Below are 22262 nucleotides of genomic sequence, written 5' to 3' on the forward strand. Positions count from 1 at the left end.
ATTTTTATATGCTAGTTGAATGCCTAATAACCTCTTGCTGTAAAAATGATACTTATAACAATAAAACAAACGCTTAATGCACAGCCAAAACAAATAATAAGCACACTATTGGATCATCAACAGTTGCATCGATTTTTTAATGCCAAATTTACGCTGCTACAAGCACAAGACGAAGGGCAAATAGAAGGCGGAAAAGGATCTGTTAGGCAAGTGAAAATAGGTAAAATAACTTTTTCAGAGCAAATAATCAGTGCCGATCAAAATCAGATCAGTTACCAAATAGTAGGCGATAAACCAGTAGCTAATCATCGAGGCGATATATACCTCACTGCAAATAAAGACATCAATACTTTAGTTACCGAACTTAACTATTGCATAAGCTGCTCAGCTCCGTGGTGGATGCCAAATGCATTACTTAAATATGCTATTACAAAAGATATAACCCAAGCGTTAAACAATTTAAATAATTATTTTTTGGCGGGTAAAGTATGAACTCAGAAATTATTTTGCTCGCTCTTAGCCCGTTATTTTTGATATTTGTTTGCTGTGAGTTTATTAAGTTTAAGCGCTATTACGACATAAAAGATAGCCTAGCAAATACAGTGTTAGCGCTATTACACCAAGGCGCAGATGCTATTGCGTTACTGCTGTTAATGCCTTTATTTAATTGGTTGTATGACTATAGATTGTTTGATATTGAAGTGAGTGTATTAAGTATTGCATTTGCATTTTTACTGCAAGATTTTTTGTATTATTGGTTTCATAAAGCATCGCATCATATTCATTGGTTGTGGGCTGCACATGTGGTGCACCACAGCTCAACTAAAATGAATTTCACCACCGCATTTAGGCAAAGCTTAATGTACCCCGTAGCCGGTATGTGGGTGTTTTGGCTACCTATGATTTTAATCGGATTTGAACCGCTAACAGTATTTAGCGTGGTTGCATTAAATTTGGCGTATCAATTTTTTGTACATACTCAAATAGTGGGTAAGTTAGGCTGGTTTGAAAAAGTATTTAATACGCCTTCGCATCACCGAGTTCATCACGCAATAAATACAGGCTACCTTGATAAAAACTTTGCAGGTGTACTTATTATTTGGGATAAGTTATTTGGCACCTTTGTAGAAGAAGATAAATCAAAGCCTTGTAAATACGGCATTATAGGGCAGCTTAATAGCAATAACCCAGTCGTTATTACGTTTCATCAGTGGGAGCACTTATTGAAAAGTGTTTATAAGGCATCGGGAATAAAAGCTAAATGTAGAGTGCTATTTGGCTACCCTACAAGTAGCATTAAATATAAATAATATTGAAAAAGTTAAAAGTAAAACTGCATAGCTAAACTCATTGATGAATTATGGCTATGCCATTGAGCATGCTGTACTTTGCTGCGCAGCGATACATTGCGAGAAACAGCGTAATTCCATGTTATAGCTATTTCGCTGTGCTTACTTGCTGCGTTATCAGTTAGCCATAATATATTGCCAGTTAAAGCGAGTTTATGGTTATTGTTTATTTGCCAAATTACACCGGCTTCGCTGCCTATTCCAGTACTAAGTCGGTCGGTTATATCGCCTGTATTTAGCTCAAATTGACCAAGAATATAGCCGTGTAGATTATTAGGATCGCCATAAGATTTACCATAACCTCCTTTTGTAAAAAAGCGGCCTAAACGTTTATTGTCACTTGGTTGTCGGTCAAAGCCCATTTTAAAGTTCCACGACCAGCTATCAAATACGCGGTTATCGGGTGCAAGCGACATAGCATCTAATAAGTAAAAATGTTCAATATCTGCATTTCCTTCGTCAGTAATAGCGGCTTCCAAATCAAAAAAACTAATTTGTGCACCCGCTATAAAACCTTCAGGCCTATCTAGTAAGTCATGATACGCAAGCCTATAACCAAAATTTGTAAGGTTTGCTTGGTTATTATTTTGTACCCTACCTAGCGTTACTTTAGAAGAGCCATGACCTTGCTCTGGAGAAGCAATAGGACGACTTGGCTTAGTAAATGGCGAAGCTACTTTATATTTGCTGCGCATTAGTAGTAGCTTAGTTAGTCGCGGGGCAATTTCTTCACGCTTTAATGCTTTATCGTAAAATTCAAAATTTAACCATTCATACGCCATTTCTAATATTGCGACTAATTGCGACTGTGAGTAATTACGAGTATTGAGGGAGCCACCTTGTATTAACTCTCTTGCATCATCAAGTTGTTCGTTAGTCATTTGAGTAGAGTAATGGTAAAGCTTAGTGCCAAAAGCAGGGCGGTAATTAGGTGATTGTAGTAAGTTGTTATTTCTTAGTACTGCAACGGTATCTGATGGAATAGCTTGCATATTAAATGACGATGTTAAATCAAGGTCCTCTTGTGCGAGTTGTAATAATGCAAGTAATTGGTAAGAGCAGTTTTCATCAATAAAAAAGTAATCAAATGTAGCTGATTGTAGCTCCCATAAGTGCAATAAAATAAGCTCTACCTGTAGCTCAGATAAATTAAGTTTGTATTCCCAAATATCACGAGATTCTAAATCATTATATTCGCGTACTTTTTTATAGTACGGCATAAGCGAAAACTTACCTGGGTAGCTGCCAATCAGGCCTTTTAGTGCGTACATAGCTGCATTGTCTGAGCCGTCTGGTTCTGCTGCAAAATTAACCGCAAATGCGAGCAACTCTTTATGGCGAGTCTGATCTTTTGCATCAATACGAAGTAAGGTGTGACCAAACATTGATGATGGGCTATTCATAAATGCAGTAGGAAAAACTAACGTAACCCCTTTTGGGTTTATTATTTTTTGCCACGTTTGAAGCTCTGGGCAATTAAGCGCGGGCCAGTTATTTTTAATTTTTGTTTTTAGCCATTTATAGCGTGCTGGAAACCGACAGCGAGATTGTGTTGTTTTTGGGTCAGTATTTTTACCACTAAATGCGGCTATAGTGGCTTCAAGTTCGTCCAGTGGACTTGTTTTACCTATAGGAGATAAAAAAAACTCAGCCCTATCTACTTCACTTTTCCAACCACCTAATGTGGCCCCACGGTAATGACCTAATTTGAGCCAGTAAGGGTCGGTTGCTAAGGTGTCATTTTTAAAACTTTGAGCGTTTACGTAAGTACTAAACAGCGCAATTGATAAAACAAAGAATATTTTTTTCATAATCACTAAACAATAAAAGCCGCTAGAGAAATACTCCAGCGGCTTTATTTATACGTATAAAACCGGCTAATTTAGCTGATTAAGAAAGAGTATAAGAAGCAAGTTGTGCGTTACTTGCAAGAACAGTGTTTAGGTTTTCTAAAACTGTTTGCGAAGTTACGTTTTCAGAAGTAAATACTGAAGAAAACTGTGCTTGAGCAAGCGCGTTGAATGCTGCTTTATCTTGATCTGCAACACCCCAAGCTTCAGCTAGAGTAGCTAAAGTTTCGCCTTCACCTTTTGACATATCACGAGCAAGTTGCTCCATGTTACCGTCAATGAATAAAGCAATTTTTTCTGAAGAAGTTACTGTACCAGTACCATCACAACCTAAAGTACCAAAAGTGATACCAAAAGTTTGGTTACCAGAAGTACCGTTTGTTGTAGCGCCTAAAATTTTAACGCCTTTACCTTGCTGACCTGCAAATAACATAGAACCAAGACCACAACCAATATCTTGGTCAGCCATTGCGTTTGAGAAAGGAAGTAAAGATAGAGCTGCTACTGCGATTAGTTTTTTCATTTCCATAAATCCATATATGATTGTCTTTATTTAGGGTAAATAAAGTTCGCGAAAGATTCTAACAGACTTGCAAAGAAAAAGAACAGCTTAAAACATGAATATTTTACACTCTAATTTTTCTACTATTTTAAAGCGAATGCTGGGAGAAACTAGACCAGTTCAATAATTTTTTATTGAACTGGTGGCGGCTTTTTACTTCTTGGGGCACCTAACAAAATACAGGTATGGCAAATACATACAGATAAAAATGCACTAATACCTAGTGCACCACCGTAGCCGTCAAGTTTTGGTACAAGAAATTCAAATAATATTGAAAACAAAACAGATGAGCTTGCTACAGTATAAATACCAAATCGATGTGGGGCGCTCATACCTATAAATGTACCGCCAAAAAATACAATTGCGTATAAATCGGGGTTCAAATTTAAAGCGCTAAAAATTAAATAAGCAATAATAGAAAGTGAAGACGACGCTCTAACCCCGTCAAAGCGACTATGCTTAGCTAAATAAAATGTTAAAAAAGCCCCAAGCAGTACAAGTAATGGATATTCAATACTCATAATACTATTCCTCTGGCTAATACAAAAAGTGCCACACTTGCAAAGGCAACACTACCAAGCTTGCCACCAAAACCTGTAAACATATTCATAGTAAGCACATACAAACTTGAGCCAATAAGCGAAATAATAGCAATTTCCCAGTAACTGGTAATTAAATGAGTTGAACACATACCTGCAAAGCTACCAGCATAAATTGCAGCATACGGATGGTTTTTATAATGTGCAGGAAAAGGAATAAACGAGCCAATAAGTCCCGTTAGCGCAGCAGAAATCACTAAAGGTAATGCAAAAGTAGTGTGCATAGTAAAGCAAGCTACAAAGCCTAAAAAGAAAGTGATGAATTTTAAAAATAAGAATTTAATCATAGCGGCGCATTTTAAACTAATCCTTTTGCGCTTTCTAATACTCTCTAACAAATAAATGTTATAAGTAATTACAAACTTTAAAAGCGTGTTTTTTAAACGGCTTTTAGGTATTAAATATGCTTAATAGTGCCGCTGTTAATGTTCTATAAATCACAAGTTATGTATAATGGCGATAATTTAATGTATTAAAGTGTTAACCAAAGGTTATTTATGTCTAACTGTTTACATCTGGCTATTCCGGCTGGCGATTTAAAAGTGGCTAAAGCGTTTTATTGTGACGTACTAGGCTGTAAAACGGGTAACAGTGAAGAAGGTCGCTGGGTAGATATAGATTTTTGGGGTAATGAACTTACCTTGCACCAGAGTGTTGAGCGCTTACCAACAGTTCGCCATGATGTAGATATGGGAGCTGTGGCAGTACCTCACTTTGGGATTCACCTATCTGAAGATGAATTTAACGGGTTAAAAACACGTATTGAAGATGCGGGTATTGAATACTTAGATAAACCATACCGCCGATTTATTGGTGATGAGTTTGAGCAAGAAACGTTTTTTATTGAAGATCCAAATGGCAATGTGCTTGAAATGAAAACCATGGTAAACCCAGAGGTTTTATTTAAAAAAGTATAAATGCTGTTGTTTAAGTTAAGCTAAAAAACCACTTTAATAAGTGGTTTTTTATAACCTATTAATCAGTGTTTTGATAAATTAATATTTACAGGTAAAAAAATTACGCTACATACATGATTTTTATTCACTCTACAATGTAGGTATAGACACGTAGACTTAATTTAAACTCTCATACTTTATTGTTGTTTATGCTGCTTAAACTCATAATTGCACCTTTGCTTATTTTACTAATAACATTCGCCCAAAAACGCTTTGGTAGTTTTGTTAGCAGCATAGTTCCTGGCTTGCCTATTACCTCTGGCCTATTTCTTATTTTATAGCATTAGAACAAGGTAAATTATTTGCAGCTAACTCAGCGTTGGCCTCTCTTTATGGTATGAGCGGTATAGGCTTATTTTGTTTTAGTTACTTGGTTGTTTCACGAAGATTTGGAATGCTTAAATCGCTTTTTAAAGCGTTGAGTATTTGGTGTGTATTTAGCGTTATTACTTTATTTTTACCAGTGAATATTATTGTGGCGAGGGTGATTTCGCTTTGTATTTTACTCGGTTTAGCTATTATCTCTACAAGGCTAAATATATCAGTTGATGCAAAACCATTAAATGCTCGCTGGGAGCTTCCGGTAAAAATGATATTAGTGACGAGCTTTATCGTGCTTGTTACGTTTATATCGCAGCATATAGGGTCTGCATGGAGCGGGTTAATATCTACCTTTCCGGTTATTTTAGCGGTAATGGGCAGTGTTGCCCATTTTAGTGACAAACAAGCCTCAACGTTTAAAATTCTTAATGGCGGTATTATTGGTTCATTAGGTGGGTGTGTATTTTTTGCGGTGATTGCGTTTATGTTAAAACATAACTTTATGATTTGGCAGGTGTACGCAACAGCTGCCATTTGCTCAACATTATTTACTATTATTTTTAGCCAACTTATTAATCGCCAATTGACTAAGCAAGTTATGCTAAACACCAAAAAAGCAGTGCTTAAGATTGACTCGCTCGGTTAACTTACATATCTAAAGCCATTACCTAGTTATGTAGTTGAATTAACATTTCACTGGAGGTTTTATTAAAGTGGCGTTTAAATTCGCGGCTAAATTGCGATGGGCTGGTATAGCCAACCTTTAATGCAGCTTCGTTGGCTTTGCTTCCACTACTGGTTATAAGCTCTTTAGCTTTAGCTAAGCGTACTTTTTTTAAATACTGCAAAGGTGACTCAAACGTTACTTGCCTAAAAGCACGATGGAACGACGACACACTCATATTTACATCTTCAGCTAACCCTTCAACCGTAATTTGATTGGCATAACTACTGTGCATGGTAGAGAGCGTTCGTGCTATACGTGCATAGTGCCCGTCGTGCATGGCAAGGCCTATTAACGTGTCGCCTTGTGGGCCGCAAAGCACGCGGTATACTAATTCTTTTACTATATCTTCGCCAAAAACATCTGCTTCAATAGGGTTATTAAGCACGCTAAGTAAGCGGTGAGTTACTTGCTCCATGGCGCCATCTATTTTAGCCGATTGAACGCCACTCATTTGCCCTGAAGTGAATGGTTTATGTGTACCAATTTGGTTTACTAGCTTGTGTAACATTACTGGGTTTATATCTATAACAATGCCCATTACAGGCAGGTTGTTATCGGTAAAAGCTTCGCACTCAAGTGGTACAGGCACTCCTAAAACAAGGTAGTCACCTTCGCCATACTTTATTTGATGTTCAGGAAAGTGAATTATTTTATGTCCTTGGCCAACAATAATAATACCTGAGTTATATATAAGAGGCTGACGTGGCGAGCTTTTACTTGCGCGATGAAAATACACACCTGAAATAATGGTTTCCATGTTGCCTTCAAAGTTAAGTAAATTATTGTGCTCTGCAAATTTTTGCATCATGTTGGCTATTGAGGACATTAAAACATCTATTATCGTACGAATTTTGCGTAAAATATCAATGTTGACAGTTTTAGGCAAGCTTTTGCGAGTTATTGGGCTTTTTTTATGTTTGTTTTGCCACTAATATGCATTCATTGAAATTTAGCTTAGTTAGTAACTAAGCATTATATTTAGTATTTAACCGTTACCTAGGAGCAAAATAATGAAATTTAGCTACGTAAATCCAACGCTTATCCAGTTCGGCCAAGAACAAATTGCCTCACTAACTGATTTGATCGCAAAAGATCAAAAAGTATTAGTAGTGTACGGCGGCGGTTCAATTAAAAAGAACGGCGTGTACGACCAAGTTGCAGCAGCACTTGAAGGCTTTGATTGGGTTGAGTTTTCGGGCGTTGGCGCTAACCCAACAATTGAAGTACTAGATCAAGCAGTAAAAATTTGTAAAGAACAAGATATCGACTTCGTATTAGGTGTAGGCGGTGGCTCTGTAATTGACGGCGTTAAATACATTGCAGCGTCGGCAGTATATGACGGCGAAGGTTGGGATATCCCTACTGGTAAGCATAAAGTAACAAGTGCATTACCTATTGGGGCAGTACTTACGCTTCCAGCTACAGGTTCTGAGTCTAACCAAGGTTCTGTTGTGAGCAAAGCTGCGACTAAACAAAAACTTCCGTTTATGTCTCCTGCGGTACAACCTAAGTTTGCAATTATGGACCCTGATGTAATGAAAACATTACCACAGCGCCAACTTGTAAATGGCTTAGTAGACGCTTGGGTACACACCTGTGAGCAATACCTAACATTCCCTGCAGGCGCACTTGTACAAGATGGTTACGCTGAAGCGCTATTAAAAGCACTTAAATCATTAGGCGATAACTTTGAAAACCAAGACGATGCATGGCGTGCAAATCTTATGTGGGCAGCAAACCAAGCACTTAATGGTTTAATTGGTTCTGGCGTATCGCAAGATTGGGCTACACATATGATTGGTCACGAGCTTACAGCCGCTTACGGTGTTGATCATGCTCGTTCACTTGCTATTGTTCAGCCTTCTTTATTACGTAACCAATTTGCAGTTAAAAAAGCAAAGCTTGAGCAAATGGGTAAAAACGTATTTGGTCTTGAGCAATCTGAAGACTTAGCAGAGCAAACAATTCAAGCAATTGAAGCGTTTTACCACAGCCTTGACGTAGCGACCCAGCTTACTGAACATGGCGATGATAAAGCCGCTGCTATTGACAATATTATTGGTAAACTTGAAGCTCACGGCATGGTTGCTCTTGGCGAAAACCAAGCTATTACGCTAAAAGAAAGCCGCGAAATTTTAGAGCAAGCGGTTGCTTAATTTTCAAAGCTAAGCGCTTACTTAAATATACTAGGGCGTGTTGATCTTTGGTGGGTGAATTTGCAGCAGTATGTTTGGTTTTTAGGCAAGGCGGAGCCTATGTAGTGTGGTTATTCCCCATGAATAGGCGATAACGCAGCATAAATACCAAACATGCGCTGCCCTTTGGGTTCTTTCTAGGGACGATTAACTCTTTGTTGCTCGGTTTTTACTTAGCCCACTAGATTACAAACCTCGCGCCGCGATTTAATCGCCCCTAGATTGAACAAATTTCAATCCACAAAGATCAACACGCCCTAAGTAATACGTTAATAAAAAACCGTCAACCTTTGGGTTGGCGGTTTTTTTATGGATTATTATAAATACTGAGTTGCTAATTAACCAATAAATTTCGTATTAATGTTTTTTAATGATGATAGTAAACTGTGCTCAACGGTTAGGAAAAACCTAACGATTAAATAAATTTAAACAGGACTAAAACTCATGAAATTACTAAACACATTACTTAGCTCAAAAGCAGGCGTAGCAGCATTAATTTTACGAGTACCAGTTGGCCTTATTTTAGCGGCGCATGGTGCACAAAAGCTATTTGCTTGGTTTGGCGGTTACGGGCTTGAAGGTACAGGCCAATGGATGGCGAGTATTGGTTTAGAGCCTGGCTATTGGTTAGCAATGATGGCAGGTAGCGCTGAGTTTTTTGGTGGCATTGCATTAGCAATTGGTTTGTTAACTCGCCCAGCTGCTGTAGTTGCCGGCTTTACTATGCTGATTGCTATTTTTAGCGTACATATTAGTAATGGCTTATTTATGGCAAACAATGGCTATGAATACGCATTAACTTTACTAGTAGTAACTGTAGTTTTAGCAATTCAAGGAGCGGGAAGCTTTTCTCTTGATAACGTATTAGCTAAAAAGCTCGCTAATAAATAGAGTGTGTTAATTAAAAAAATAGCGGCCAATTTGGCCGCTATTTTTGTTTAAATTATTCAGCAGATAATGTTAAAGAATAACTGTACTGCTTTTGCTCAAGTAAATATTCTTTATGGGTACTTGGGCTCCATGAATCATCGCCACCAACCCCCATATGTTGATGATCAATGTGTACATGTACGCAATCATCAGCAATGAGTTCGTTAGTGTGTTTCGCTTGCGTTAACATACTTTGCGAATACTCACTGGCGGCAAATAAAAACGCACCGGTTACGGTTAAATTATTAATACTCAGTAATTGGCAATCACTACGCACGCCGTTATCGGTTGGGAAAATATACGGGGTATGTAGCTCATTTAAACTCAAGCTGTAATAACCTAAACGTGCTGCGGCTTTGCGATCTGGGTAGTTTTCAAAAGGCCCTAAACCACGCCAGTTTACTTTTGTATCGCTTTGCTTGTTAAGCGTTGTACTTAGCCCTATACGCGGCATTGGCGGCAGAGTATCGTTTAGTTGCACATCAACATTTAAGCTAATATTGCCGGTATTATTTAGTGTATATAGCCACTGTGTTTGAGCTTGTAGCACGCCATTAAACTCATAATTAAATACACATGTAATACGTATATCAACACTTGATTGCACTGCGTGAATTGAGCTGCATGTGCGCTGCCATTGCCCTATACCTGCACGTAACCAACGTGCCTCCCATGCATTTGGGTCTAGGTTATCTACTTCGCTTACGCCTATGTCGTTATCAAGCGGGGCGCGATAAAAGTTATCAACCAGTGGGCTACTAATAACCTGAGTATCGTTTTGTAACCACTGCTCTATAAGCCCTGATTGCTTACTAAAAACAAGTTTAAACTTATCGTTTTCAATACTTAGTTGAGAGTCGGTTTCACTAACACTTATAGCGCTTTGTTCTGTAGTTGATGTAAATGATTCACTGTTTAAATTATTACTATTTATAAGCTTAAACTGCTCGGTGTTTAATACATGCTCGGCACTTGCAAAGCTGCAGTTGTTAATTAGTGCTACATCTAAATTAAGGTGATATTGCGCACCTTGCTCAAACGCTGTTTTAGTTTTAATTGTTAACGTGTGTGTACTTTGCGGAGCAATATTAAGTACATGCTCGCCTTGTTCAACACAGATGCCATTTTGCATTAACTGCCAAACGAGCTTTTCGTTATCTGTGTGTCTAAATACGTAATCGCTAAATATATCAATGGTGTATTGATTTTTAGTTTGCTCGCGCAGCGTAAATTGTAAATGCTGTTGGCTGTATTTTGCTTCAAATAGGCTAGGGTGCGGGGTGCGGTCAGGGAATAATAAGCCGTTAATACAAAATTGGCGGTCGTTTAGTTCATCACCAAAATCGCCACCGTAAGCCCAATAATGCTCACCGTTTTCGTCAGTTTTAGATAAACCTTGGTCTACCCAATCCCAAATAAAGCCACCTTGTAGGCGCGGATATTCTCTAAATGCTTGCCAGTAATCGTCAAAGCTACCTAGGCTGTTACCCATTGCATGGGCGTACTCGCATAAAATAAGTGGTCGCGTTTCACCCGGTAGGCTTAGCCACTTTTTAATAGAGTATTTAGGTACCGCATCATCTTTAATATCGGTATCTACACGAGCATACATAGGGCAAATAATGTCGGTAGCCGTTGTATTTGCGCCGCCGCCTTCGTATTGCACTGGGCGAGAGGGGTCAAAGCTTTTTGACCAGCCGTACATAGCATCATGATTTGCGCCGTGTCCGCATTCGTTTCCTAGTGACCAAATAATAATTGAGGTGTGGTTTTTATCGCGCTCAACCATTTGTGTATAACGCGACATAAATGCACCAGCCCACTGCGGATCGCTAGCTAAACGCCCCATAGGAAACATGCCATGGGTTTCTATATTTGCTTCATCAACTACGTATAAACCTAGCTCGTCACATAGTTCGTAAAAACGAGGGTGGTTAGGGTAATGAGCAGTACGCACGGCATTAAAGTTATTTTGCTTCATCAGCTTAATATCTTCAATTATATCGGCGGTGCTTACTGTGTGGCCGTTTTCAGGATGGTGCTCGTGGCGATTAACACCGCGTATAAGTAGCGGCTTGCCGTTTAAGCAAAGCTGGCCGTTCAGCATTTCTACTTTTCTAAAGCCAATGGTGTAGGCTTCTGCGTCTATAATATTGCCTTGTTCATCTAACAGGCTTACAACACAGCGGTATAAATAAGGGGTCTCGGCGGTCCATTTTTTAGGGTTTTGTATATCAATTGTTTGAAATACAACATCGCTCCAGCCGCCTTTTTCGTCAACACGTTTATTATTAGTGCTTTGTATTTGCGGCTCACACAGTGCTTGCTCACCATCAAAAACCTGTACTGCTATTTGATAGTTATTTGGCGCATTAATCGCCGTTTTTATATGTAGCGTTGCATCGCGGTAGCAGGCGTCTAAATCGGGAGTAATAAATACATCGCGAATTTGGCTTTGCGGTTTGGTGAGTAAGTTAACATCGCGGAATATACCGCTTAGCCACCACATGTCCTGATCTTCTAAATAACTGCCATCGCTCCAACGAATAACCATAACGGCAATACGGTTAGTGCCTGCAACTAATAGTTCGCTTAAATCAAACTCGCTTGGTAAACGGCTATCTTGTGAATAACCCACCCATTGTCCGTTACACCACAGGTGAAACGCCGAGTTAACGCCTTCAAAAATAATATGATTACGCTGAGTTAGCTTACTTTCGCTTATATTAAATTCAGTGCGGTAACAGCCTGTAGGGTTGTCGCTTGGTACAAAAGGCGGGTTAACTGCAAATGGGTACTTAACATTACAGTAAATAGGTTTATCAAAGCCGTGTAATTGCCAGTTAGAAGGCACTGTAATACTTTGCCAGTTGCTATTTAGTGTTTCACTTAGCAACGATTCATCAACTGCTTCGGGTTTATCAAATAATTTAAAGTCCCACTGACCGTTTAAACTTTGTTTTTGCGATTGCGTGTTAGTACGGGCATGGTCAACGCTTTTAAATCCATTGAGTGGGCTGTGCGCTTTTACTTGATTAACTTGTACTGAAATTGGGTTTTCCCAATCTCGGCGATTAATTATGTGCTGTAAAGAGGTCATGTTTATCCTATTGCATAAGCGGGCAATTATAATGCGCTAAATATAGCTAAAAATAATCGCAGGGGTTATGCTTAAAGCTCTCCTTTGTTTATCCAAAACTATCATTGTAATTATGCGCTATAACATTAAAGACATACTCGATATTGGTCCGCGCTGTATAGAACGCTTTATTGATTCACAAACGCTCGCGCAAATGCCAAACCTTGAAATAGCACTTGCGGGTTGCTCAAACCTATCGGGTCGTTATTGCGTAGCACGCTCAGCACCGCTAGAACATACACTTTTTTATACGCTTGCAGGGCAGGGTAAATTAACAACACAAAATGAGCAGTACACACTTAATGCCAATACACTTATTGTGCTACCAGCAAAGCAAAGCTTTGAAGTGAAAATTGATGCTGAACATTGGGATGTTATTTGGTTAAACCTTGCAAATACTAAACGTTGGCAGCATTTAAACTTAGCGCAAGCACTGGTACTAACCGAGCAAAAACTTGAACCGTTACACCTTGCTATGGAGCTTTTATACAGCGAGCCCAATGCTAATTTACGCGAAAGCGTAACGCCTATTTTAAGTCATTACTTAAATGCTACGCTGCAAAACAACCCACAAGGCGAGGCGCATAACCGTTTAATTAGTTTGTTTGAAGAGGTAGACAAGCGCTTGCAGTTTGATTGGACAATAGAGGTAATGTGCGAACATGTGCATTATTCATCGCCGCATTTACACCGTTTATGCCAAGCCCAATTTGGTAAAAGCCCAATACAACAACTTATTTATTTACGCATTGAACGGGCTAAAAACTTATTGTTAAACACGGCTTGGCCAATTTCGCATGTGGCAAGTTATGTGGGGTACTCTAATATTTTTAATTTTTCCAAACGTTTTAAGAAGTCGGTAGGTGTGTCGCCAAGCGAATTTAGAAAATAACGTTAGCGGCTCTCTACATTTGAATAAATTTAAGGTATTGTGCGATTTCTTAAATTGCATTTTAGAGTTTTAGGTAGGTAATGCGCTCAAACCGTTTTTTAATAGTGATATTATTAGTGCTTGTACATAGCTTTATTAGCTGTGATGGCGCTGCGTATCATTTGCAAGAAGACGTTGATCACGTAACCAGTTCGTTATCGCAAGGCGACTTCACAGCCGATGATAACCAAAGCGATAAAACATCAACTACCGAGATTCATGCCCACCAACATTGCCATTGTGGCTACAACAGCACCTCTAGCCATTCAATAAGCCCAGAGCAAAGTAAAGCAACTTCGCCTGCGTGCTATAACGGGTTAAATTACCCGCCAGATGTACCGCCACCCAATTCACTTAGTTAGTTTTTAATTTTAAATACTTTGTATATAACAGCCTGTGCTTATGCGCTGTTTCGGCTCTGTTATATGCATATTTAGGTTACTTGATGCACGTTCGGTTTGATTTTTTAATGCCAATACCGTGCTCAAGTTAACTCTGTTTGTTAAAAACGGACACGCTATATGAATAAAAAACCAATTATGCTGGTGGCGCTAATGTGCGCGTTACCTGCTTATAGTACTTTGGGGAATGTTAAAACATTAACCCTTAAACAAGCGCTGAGTAATACCGAACAACAAAATCCGGTATTAAAACGCTACCCGTATCATCAAAAAATATTGAGTGCGCTTAAATCTCAAGCTGCACTTTCGCCTAATCCTGTATTGAATGTTGAAGCCGAAAACTTACTTGGCACTAACAAGGCGCGTGGCATTCAAGGCGCTGAAATAACACTCGGGCTTAGCCAACTAATAGAGCTGGGCGATAAGCGCCAAAGCCGTATTAATTACGCAACCGCCAATATTAAAGCCCAAGCAATACAGTATGAAAATACCCGTTTAGCGTTATTGGCAACCACTGCTGAGCGATACTATCAAGGGCTTAAATTTCAAACATTATTAAGTTTGAACAACGAGCGTAAACAGGTAGTTACCCAAGCACTTAAAGCGATTGAACAAAGAGCCAATGCGGGTGCTGCGTCGCAAGCTGATGTAACGCGCATGCGTTATGCACTTAGCCAAGTAGAGCTTGATAAAGCCATGCTTAATAGTGAATTTGAGCGAGCCAGTTTATCGCTTAACGAGCTGTGGAGTGAGGAGCAACCCTACAACACTTTTGCTGGCAATATTAATGCAATTACTGCGCTTAAATCAGCGCAAGCACTTTTAGATGCGGTTAACCAAGCCCCTGAATTTGCATTATTACAGCAGCAATATTTACAGCAAACAGCTAACTTAACACTGCAAAAAGCAAACGGACAAACCGATATTAATATAGGGGGAGGCGTGCGCTATAACCAACAAAGCGACTCCAGCTCATTAGTGTTTTCGTTTTCTATGCCACTGCAATTAAGTAATTCAAATAGCGGAAATATTGCAGCTGCAAATAGTCAGCTCATACTTTTAAATGAGCAGCAAGGGCAATTACGCATCCAGCTACGCCAGCAAGTACGTACTTTGTACGCTTATTATCAAGGCCGAGCTAATCAGGCAAAGCTGTTATCTAATCAAATTATTCCTCAGGCACAAACATTGATCGAACAAAGCTTAAAAAGTTATCAACGCGGACAGATTTCGGTGTTGCAATTACTTGATGCTCAACAAGCACTTTTTGATTCTAAACGCACACTTATTACAACTCACGCAGAGCTGTACCAAGTGCTGCTTACTCTTGAGCGTTTAACAGGCCAATCTTTAATTGAGACTCATCAATCATGAATAAAAATATAATCGTATTACTAGTATCACTTTCGTTTGCCTACAGCTTTGTAAGCACTGATGTATTTGCCTCTGCTGAACATGGCGAGTCAGGTCATAAAGAAACAGAGCAACACGAGAAAAAGCAAGGTCCACACGGCGGCTTTTTATTAACTGACCCTAAATTAACCCTTGAGCTTAAATTGCAAGAATTTGCAGGTAATGTTGAGCTACGTGTATACGGCTATAAGCAAAATAAATCGATTAATATAAACGACTTAAACATAACAATGAGTTTAAAGCGCTTAGTTGAAGCCCCGCAAAATATACAGTTCATAACAGAGGGCGACTACCTTGTAAGCACGCAATCAATTAACGAACCGCATTCATTTGTACTTGCCGTTACTGCTAATTATAACGGTGAGAGTATTAGCTATGAGTACGAGCAACACGAAGGCCGTACCACGTTAACAGAGCGAGCTATTGAGCGCGCAGGTATTAAAACTGAGATAGCGCAAAGTGGTGAGGTAGATATTACCGACACGCTTTTTGGTGTTATTGCGCCAACCCAGCACGGCACAGTAGAAGTAATGGCGCCGTATACAGGATTGATCAGCGATATTTTTGTAAGCATTGGCCAAAGCGTTAAAAAAGGCGAGGCGCTTGTAAGTATCACTAACCGCGAAACACTGCAAAACTACACCATTAAAAGCCCTATTAGTGGCGTTGTAACTGAGCAATATTTAAAGCGTGGTGAGCTTGCAAGCACCAGCGCACTTATGCAAGTAGTTAACCTTGATAAAGTATGGGTTGAGCTGTCGGCTTTTCCCGAAAACATTGAAAAGCTAGTCATAGGGCAAAGCGCTAAAGTGTACGACTTGCATCATCATTTAAATACGCAAGGCAAAGTGTTTTTTATAGCCCCAATGATGACTGGCGGGCACATAGCGCGTGCCCGTATAGAGCTTAATAACCCAGACGGGCATTGGCGCCCAGGCATGCATATAAATAGCGATGTAAGTGTGGCTAAAATAAATGCCAGCGTGCGTGTTAAGCCACAAGCAATTCAAGAATTTAACGGTCAACCCAGTGTGTTTGTTCGTAAAAATAATGTATTTGAAGTGCGTCCCGTTACCTTAGGTGCAAAAAATAGCGAGTGGGTAGAAGTACTTACAGGCTTAAATGCAGGTAGCGAATACGTAACAGACAATAGTTATGTAATTAAAGCCGATATTTTAAAAAGCGGCGCAAGCCACGCTCACTAGGAGGCACCATGATTAATTGGATAGTTTCTTTTGCGGTTAAACGCCGCATGCTGGTGCTTGCGCTTACATTTTTATTTGCTGGATTTGGTGTATACAACATTCAAAATTTAGCGGTAGACGCAGTACCCGATATAACTAACGTACAAGTGCAAATTAATACCAAAGCGCAGGGGTTTACGCCATTAGAGGTAGAGCAACGCATTACCTACTTAGTCGAAACCGCCATGGCGGGCATACCTAAGCTTGATTATACCCGTTCGCTTTCGCGTTATGGGCTTTCGCAAGTAACGGTTATTTTTGATGAAGGCACCGATATTTATTGGGCGCGCCAGCAAATAGGTGAGCGTATTCAAAGTATTCGCTCCGACTTACCTAATAACGTAGAGCCAAACTTGGGCCCTATTGCCAGTGGTTTAGGCGAAATATTTACTTATAGTGTGCATACACAGCCTAATGCGTTAAAAGAAGATGGCACCGCCTACAACGCCGAAGACTTACGTACTTTGCAAGATTGGGTTATTCGTCCGCAGCTTTTAAAAGTAAAAGGCGTAACCGAAATAAACAGCCAAGGTGGTTTTGAGCGTCAATACCAAGTAGCGCCAGTGCCCGAAAAACTCATTGCCTATAAGCTTACTATTAGCGATGTGATTAGTGCACTTGAGGTCAATAACAGTAACCGAGGCGCAGGCTATATTGAGCGCTTTGATGGGCAATATTTAGTACGCTCGCCAGGGCAGCTAAAAACCATTGATGACATAGCCAATACCGTTGTTGCTAAGCGCGACGACGCACCTGTACGCATTAAAGATGTGGCTAACGTGCTTTTAGGTAAAGAGCTTAGAACCGGTGCGGCGACTTATAACGGCGAAGAAACCGTGCTCGGCACCGCCATGATGTTCATTGGCGAAAACAGCCGCGTGGTGGCAAAAGCTATGGCTGATAAGTTAGTTGATGTGCAAAAAAGCTTACCCGCTGGCGTTATTGTTGAAGCGGTTTACGACCGTACTACGCTTGTTGATAAAACCATAGCAACCGTGCAAACCAACTTATTTGAAGGTGCCGTTTTAGTGATAGTAGTTTTGCTATTACTGCTGGGCAATGTAACGGGCGCGCTTATTACGGCAATGGTTATTCCGTTGAGTATGTTGTTTGCCGTTACAGGTATGGTGGGTAATCGCGTATCGGGTAATCTAATGAGCCTAGGCGCAATCGACTTTGGTTTAATTGTTGATGGCGCTGTAATTGTAGTTGAAAACTGCCTGCGCCAATTGGGTGTAGCTCAGCATAAACATGGCAGGCTACTTACCTTAAATGAGCGTCTAAATGTAGTGACCGCCGCCACCAAAGAAGTATTTACACCGGCTGTATTTGGTATTGTTATTATTATGCTGGTTTACTTACCTTTATTTGCACTAAGCGGTGTTGAAGGCAAAATGTTTCAACCAATGGCGTTTACTGTAGTTGCTGCATTAATAGGCGCGCTTATATTTGGCGTTACCTTTGTACCTGCTGCTATTGCGGTATTTGTTCGCGGTAAGGTTAATGAAACCGAAAACGCAGTCATGCGCGGCGTTAAAAAAGTGTATAAGCCATTACTTGGTATATCGCTTAAATTACCGTGGCTTATGGTGGGTATTGCCACTGCATTAGTATTAGTGCTTGGTTTTAAAGTTAAAAATATGGGGGCAGAATTTTTACCGCAGCTTGATGAGGGCGATATTGCTATGCATGCGCTGCGCATTACTGGCACCGGTATTGAGCAATCTGTGCAAATGGAAAAAGAGCTTGAGCAAGCCATATTAGATCAGCCTGAGGTTGCTAACGTATTTTCAAAAATTGGTACTGCCGATGTAGCAAGCGATCCTATGCCGCCCAATGTTGCCGATACTTTTTTAATACTTAAACCGCAAGAAGAGTGGCCTAATCCAGCACTCACTAAAGCAGAATTGGTTCAGCAAATTCGTACCCGTGTTAACGATGTACCTGGTAATAATTACGAATTTACACAACCAATAGAAATGCGCTTTAACGAGTTAATTGCTGGCGTGCGCGCCGATGTGGCACTGCGTATTTATGGTGACGACTTAAGCGTACTTAAAGAGTTTGGCGAAAAAGCCACAGGGCTAATGCGTAATATTGCAGGCGCTACCGATGTACGTTTGGAGCAAATGGAAGGATTGCCAACACTTTCGGTAACACCAATGCGCGACCACATGGCGTTATTGGGTTTAAGCGTAAACGATATTCAACAAACACTTGCCGCCGCTGTTGGTGGTGTGCAAACCGGACTAATTTACGAGGGCGATAAACGTTTTTCGTTATTAGTGCGTTTAGATGAACGTTGGTCAAGCGATGTATCACAGCTTGCGCGTTTGCCAGTGGCCGTGCCTAAAAGTGCTAACCCCGACCTTGCATTTGTACCGCTTGGCGAAGTAGCAAATATTAGTATTGATAAAGGGCCTAATCAAATAAACCGCGAAAGTGGTAAGCGCAACGTCGTGGTAACTGCCAATGTAGAGGGGCGCGATTTAGCAAGCTTTGTAAGTGATGCGCAAGCGAGCATGAATGAATCACTTAACTTACCAAGTGGCTATTGGCTTGAATACGGCGGCACGTTTGAGCAGCTACAATCGGCAAGTAAGCGATTGTCGTTGGTTGTGCCGGTCACTTTACTGCTTATATTTGGCTTACTGTATAGCGCCTTTGGATCGCTTCGTGATTCATTGATTATATTTAGTGGTGTGCCACTGGCATTAACGGGTGGTGTGCTTGCGTTATTGCTGCGCGATATGCCGCTTTCAATATCAGCAGGTGTCGGCTTTATTGCCCTAAGCGGTGTAGCGGTATTAAACGGCGTAGTTATGCTGTCGTTTATTAAGCAGTTACGAAGCGATGGTTTAAGTTTGTTTGAAGCAATTCACAGCGGTGCACTACAGCGCCTGCGCCCAGTACTGATGACGGCGCTGGTGGCAAGTTTAGGTTTTATACCTATGGCGCTTAATTCGGGAACGGGTTCTGAAATGCAAAAACCTCTCGCGACAGTAGTGGTTGGCGGGATTATTTCATCAACATTACTAACACTGTTAATTTTGCCCGCGCTTTATAAGTTAGTACATTCTAAATTTACTAAAAAAGCAGAAGCTGAATTAGCTTAAATACTAGCTATTGATAATGTAATAAAAAAAGCAGCTGTACTTACAGCTGCTTTTTTATTTGGGTATTATTTAGCAAAAAATACTACATTAATTATATTGAAACAGATTATCCCAACGCTCATCTAATATCGTTTTTGCGTGTTCTAAATTTATTGCGCTATACACATCACTAGTGCACGTTACCAAACGCATACGTACCAGCTTTTCAAGTGCGTCGCTAATTTCAAAATCAAGATCGCACTGGTATTTGCTTTTAAACCAATGCTCTATTTGTTCATCAAGCGTTTGGGCGGTTAAGCCGCTTTCTGATTTTAGTAAAAAGGTATACGCAAGCAGGGCTTCTTTTATATCTTCTTCTTCGGCGGCGTCAATAAGGGTGTGAAAAACACCGGCATTATTATCAAGGTTTTTAAAGTAGAGGTTATCGCTAAGCGCTTTCATAAATTTAATTTTACGGTTTTTAAACTTACTCCATTCTTTAAAAATAAAGCTGCCAAATATCCCCATACCAATAGCAAAAGTAATAAAGTGTTGTTGCGTCATTTCTACAGCCTCACTTCTAAAACCACCCCAAAAGGCAAACAAAGCAAATAACAATAAAATTGATGCGCCAAGCTTAGTTATAAGTACCACCGCACCACCAACTAAAGCCGATGAGCCAATAATCATTTTATCAATAGGGCGCATGCGTACTTCGCTATTAGGAAATAGCATTTCAAGGTCGGCTTTTGGAACATTTTGAAACAGCTTAACTATGGTCGAGCTTGGCTCAAATCCCATTGGCGTTTTATTTTTAGCTTCAAAATAAGCGCTATCTTTAAAGCGAATAAACACGGCAACACGGTCGTAATTAGTAAAGTTCAGCGTTTTTTTACGCAAGCCCCAAAAGCTGGTAATAGTTTCAGTGAGTTGCGACTCGCCACGGCGATAAAATACCACTTCTTCAAAGTCGTCAAATTCAACTTCAAGGCGCACCTTAAATAATGACTCTTCATTTAATGCATCTTGTAAGTCTTCATTGGTTATCACTTCAAAATTAGCGGCATTAAGCACCTTAGCAAAATCTTTAGCAAACTCATGTTGGCGCTGCGCTTTTTGATCCTCCGATACTGGCGCTAACGATCGCGTGTCACTGTTGGGATCAAAAGGGGCGTAGTTGTTTTTAAGTGACTCAAGTGTTGAGTGGTAATCGTAATGAATAAGGCTTGCTAGTAAATCACAAAATTGTTTAAACGATGTTTTTTGTGTACTGCTTTTAAGCTCTTCGCTACACATATCGACAATATCTTGTTTTCTAAAAGGAATAAAACGCGCACTTTGCATAAGTTTTTAACTGCTTTGGTAGGTATTTAACTGCATTGACACATAATAAAATATTCATATGGATATTACTAATTTGTTAACGCAGTAGGGAGTATTGATCATTGGTGGTTGAATTTGCAGCTGTGTATTTGGTTTTTAGGCAAGGCAGAGCCTATGTAGTGTGGTTATTCCCCATAAATAAGGCGATAACGCAGCATAAATACCAAATATGCGCTGCCCTCTGGATTCTTTCTAGGGACGATTAACTCTTTGTTGCTTACATGGATGTAGGTAAGGGGCGTGAGCAGGACGCGGAAGCTTTGCTCGACTTTTACTTATTCTAACATGGATGTAAGCCAGTAGGGTAATGCAGGAGCAGTTACCGAGCCCACTAGGTTACAAACCTCGCGCCGCGATTTAATCTTCCTTGGATTGAACAAATTTCAATCCACAAAGATCAATACGCCCTAGGACCTGTAAATTTAGTACACTGTTTTCAGCGTGTATTAACCTAAATATGTAATTATTGGCTTATTGAATACTTTTGTTCTTACTGATAAGTGAAAAGGATTTACTATGGCCATTCAAAAAAAGCTAAAAGAAAAAACGCGTAATTTTATTGACTCTAAGCATATGCTTAGCGGTATTACAGTGGCGTCGTTTTTAGAGTCAACCATAGTTCCTATTCCACTTGAAGCAGTGCTTGTGCCTCTTATGCAGGCTCGTCGAGAAAAGCTATGGCTTATAGCACTAATGGCGACCTTAGGCTGCATAGTGGGTGCATTGTTTGGTTATGCATTGGGTTACTATTTATTTGATGCGGTTGGCGATTGGATTATTAATACGTTTTCGAGCCCTGAGCAATTTGAAAACGTTAAACAGCAAATGCAAGATCAAGGTTTTTGGTTTGTAATAACACTAGGCATAGTGCCTATTCCGTTTCAAATAGCGATGCTTGCAGCTGGCGCGACTAAGTACTCTATTTGGCTGTTTTTGTTGGCCTCGGGTATTGCGCGTTCTATTCGTTACTTTGGTCTGGCTATTATTGTTTATTATGCAGGTAATGAAGCTGAGCGAATCATTAGTAAACACAAAACTAAGGCAATGGTTTTAATAACGTTACTTGTGTTAGGAATTTGGGGATTAAGCTTGGTGATTTAAGCTCATTATTAAAGGTTATTAACCAGCTTATTCTAATAAGCCTTTTTGGTAATGTGCTATAGTTTT

General features: G+C 39.9%; 19 protein-coding genes. 12 read left to right on the forward strand and 7 right to left on the reverse strand.

Features of this window, described 5'->3' with window-relative positions; genetic code table 11:
- The first annotated feature begins 45 nt into the window (after positions 1 to 45).
- Positions 46 to 492: an SRPBCC family protein gene (locus tag ABX891_RS05190; protein ID WP_024605806.1), complete on the forward strand. Its 447-nt coding sequence runs from the start codon at positions 46 to 48 to the stop codon at positions 490 to 492.
- Positions 489 to 1310 (forward strand): sterol desaturase family protein, encoded by an 822-nt coding sequence (locus ABX891_RS05195; protein ID WP_024605805.1) that lies wholly within the window; start codon positions 489 to 491, stop codon positions 1308 to 1310. The genes ABX891_RS05190 and ABX891_RS05195 overlap by 4 nt, the downstream gene beginning before the upstream one ends.
- Positions 1311 to 1321: 11 nt before the next feature.
- On the opposite strand, the gene ABX891_RS05200 is transcribed toward ABX891_RS05195, so the two are convergent.
- The 4 genes from ABX891_RS05200 to ABX891_RS05215 form a co-directional block, all read right to left on the reverse strand.
- Entirely contained in the window at positions 1322 to 3160 is a 1839-nt protein-coding gene (locus tag ABX891_RS05200) for an Lnb N-terminal periplasmic domain-containing protein (RefSeq protein WP_024605804.1), read from the reverse strand.
- Between the two features lie 79 nt (positions 3161 to 3239).
- On the reverse strand, positions 3240 to 3722 hold the full coding sequence (locus tag ABX891_RS05205) for a DUF3015 domain-containing protein (protein WP_002962856.1): 483 nt from the start codon (positions 3720 to 3722) through the stop codon (positions 3240 to 3242).
- A 170-nt stretch (positions 3723 to 3892) separates the two neighbouring features.
- Complete coding sequence (locus ABX891_RS05210; RefSeq protein WP_354629028.1) at positions 3893 to 4282, reverse strand: hypothetical protein; 390 nt, start codon at positions 4280 to 4282, stop codon at positions 3893 to 3895.
- On the reverse strand, positions 4279 to 4584 hold the full coding sequence (locus tag ABX891_RS05215) for a hypothetical protein (RefSeq protein WP_024605802.1): 306 nt from the start codon (positions 4582 to 4584) through the stop codon (positions 4279 to 4281). Before ABX891_RS05215 ends, ABX891_RS05210 begins: the two co-directional genes overlap by 4 nt.
- A 273-nt stretch (positions 4585 to 4857) precedes the next feature.
- Here ABX891_RS05215 and ABX891_RS05220 point away from each other — a divergent pair, with 273 nt between their 5' ends.
- Together ABX891_RS05220 and ABX891_RS05225 are read left to right on the forward strand one after the other, a co-directional pair.
- A complete protein-coding gene (locus tag ABX891_RS05220) occupies positions 4858 to 5277 on the forward strand; it encodes a VOC family protein (protein ID WP_010554617.1) in 420 nt (139 codons plus the stop codon).
- A 433-nt stretch (positions 5278 to 5710) separates the two neighbouring features.
- Positions 5711 to 6283 carry a hypothetical protein gene (locus tag ABX891_RS05225; protein WP_354629029.1) on the forward strand — a complete coding sequence of 191 codons (573 nt, stop codon included), beginning with the start codon at positions 5711 to 5713 and terminating at the stop codon, positions 6281 to 6283.
- A 22-nt stretch (positions 6284 to 6305) separates the two neighbouring features.
- Here ABX891_RS05225 and ABX891_RS05230 read toward each other — a convergent pair whose 3' ends face one another.
- A complete protein-coding gene (locus ABX891_RS05230; protein ID WP_354629030.1) occupies positions 6306 to 7190 on the reverse strand; it encodes an AraC family transcriptional regulator in 885 nt (294 codons plus the stop codon).
- A 184-nt stretch (positions 7191 to 7374) separates the two neighbouring features.
- Here ABX891_RS05230 and ABX891_RS05235 point away from each other — a divergent pair, with 184 nt between their 5' ends.
- Both ABX891_RS05235 and ABX891_RS05240 read left to right on the forward strand, forming a co-directional pair.
- Complete coding sequence (locus tag ABX891_RS05235) at positions 7375 to 8520, forward strand: iron-containing alcohol dehydrogenase (protein ID WP_354629031.1); 1146 nt, start codon at positions 7375 to 7377, stop codon at positions 8518 to 8520.
- Between the two features lie 483 nt (positions 8521 to 9003).
- Positions 9004 to 9450 carry a DoxX family protein gene (locus ABX891_RS05240; RefSeq protein ID WP_039490309.1) on the forward strand — a complete coding sequence of 149 codons (447 nt, stop codon included), beginning with the start codon at positions 9004 to 9006 and terminating at the stop codon, positions 9448 to 9450.
- A gap of 52 nt (positions 9451 to 9502) precedes the next feature.
- On the opposite strand, the gene ABX891_RS05245 is transcribed toward ABX891_RS05240, so the two are convergent.
- A complete protein-coding gene (locus ABX891_RS05245) occupies positions 9503 to 12589 on the reverse strand; it encodes a beta-galactosidase (RefSeq protein ID WP_354629032.1) in 3087 nt (1028 codons plus the stop codon).
- 112 nt (positions 12590 to 12701) lie between these two features.
- Between ABX891_RS05245 and ABX891_RS05250 the strand changes: the two genes are divergently transcribed.
- From ABX891_RS05250 to ABX891_RS05270, 5 genes are all read left to right on the forward strand, one after another.
- Positions 12702 to 13520, forward strand: a complete 819-nt coding sequence (locus ABX891_RS05250; RefSeq protein ID WP_354630109.1) for an AraC family transcriptional regulator — start codon at positions 12702 to 12704, stop codon at positions 13518 to 13520.
- A gap of 80 nt (positions 13521 to 13600) precedes the next feature.
- Entirely contained in the window at positions 13601 to 13921 is a 321-nt protein-coding gene (locus ABX891_RS05255) for a hypothetical protein (RefSeq protein WP_354629033.1), read from the forward strand.
- A gap of 159 nt (positions 13922 to 14080) precedes the next feature.
- Complete coding sequence (locus tag ABX891_RS05260; RefSeq protein WP_354629034.1) at positions 14081 to 15334, forward strand: TolC family protein; 1254 nt, start codon at positions 14081 to 14083, stop codon at positions 15332 to 15334.
- Positions 15331 to 16578 carry an efflux RND transporter periplasmic adaptor subunit gene (locus ABX891_RS05265; RefSeq protein ID WP_354629035.1) on the forward strand — a complete coding sequence of 416 codons (1248 nt, stop codon included), beginning with the start codon at positions 15331 to 15333 and terminating at the stop codon, positions 16576 to 16578. The genes ABX891_RS05260 and ABX891_RS05265 overlap by 4 nt, the downstream gene beginning before the upstream one ends.
- An 8-nt stretch (positions 16579 to 16586) precedes the next feature.
- Positions 16587 to 19733, forward strand: a complete 3147-nt coding sequence (locus tag ABX891_RS05270; RefSeq protein WP_354629036.1) for an efflux RND transporter permease subunit — start codon at positions 16587 to 16589, stop codon at positions 19731 to 19733.
- A gap of 87 nt (positions 19734 to 19820) precedes the next feature.
- Here the strand turns inward: ABX891_RS05270 and ABX891_RS05275 are convergent, their stop codons facing one another.
- Positions 19821 to 21056 carry a TMEM143 family protein gene (locus tag ABX891_RS05275; protein ID WP_354629037.1) on the reverse strand — a complete coding sequence of 412 codons (1236 nt, stop codon included), beginning with the start codon at positions 21054 to 21056 and terminating at the stop codon, positions 19821 to 19823.
- A gap of 555 nt (positions 21057 to 21611) precedes the next feature.
- Here ABX891_RS05275 and ABX891_RS05280 point away from each other — a divergent pair.
- On the forward strand, positions 21612 to 22196 hold the full coding sequence (locus ABX891_RS05280; protein WP_354629038.1) for a YqaA family protein: 585 nt from the start codon (positions 21612 to 21614) through the stop codon (positions 22194 to 22196).
- Positions 22197 to 22262 lie beyond the last annotated feature (66 nt).

The sequence above is a fragment of the Pseudoalteromonas sp. NCIMB 1079 genome (assembly GCF_040567695.1).
GTDB classification, from domain to species: Bacteria; Pseudomonadota; Gammaproteobacteria; order Enterobacterales; family Alteromonadaceae; genus Pseudoalteromonas; species Pseudoalteromonas distincta.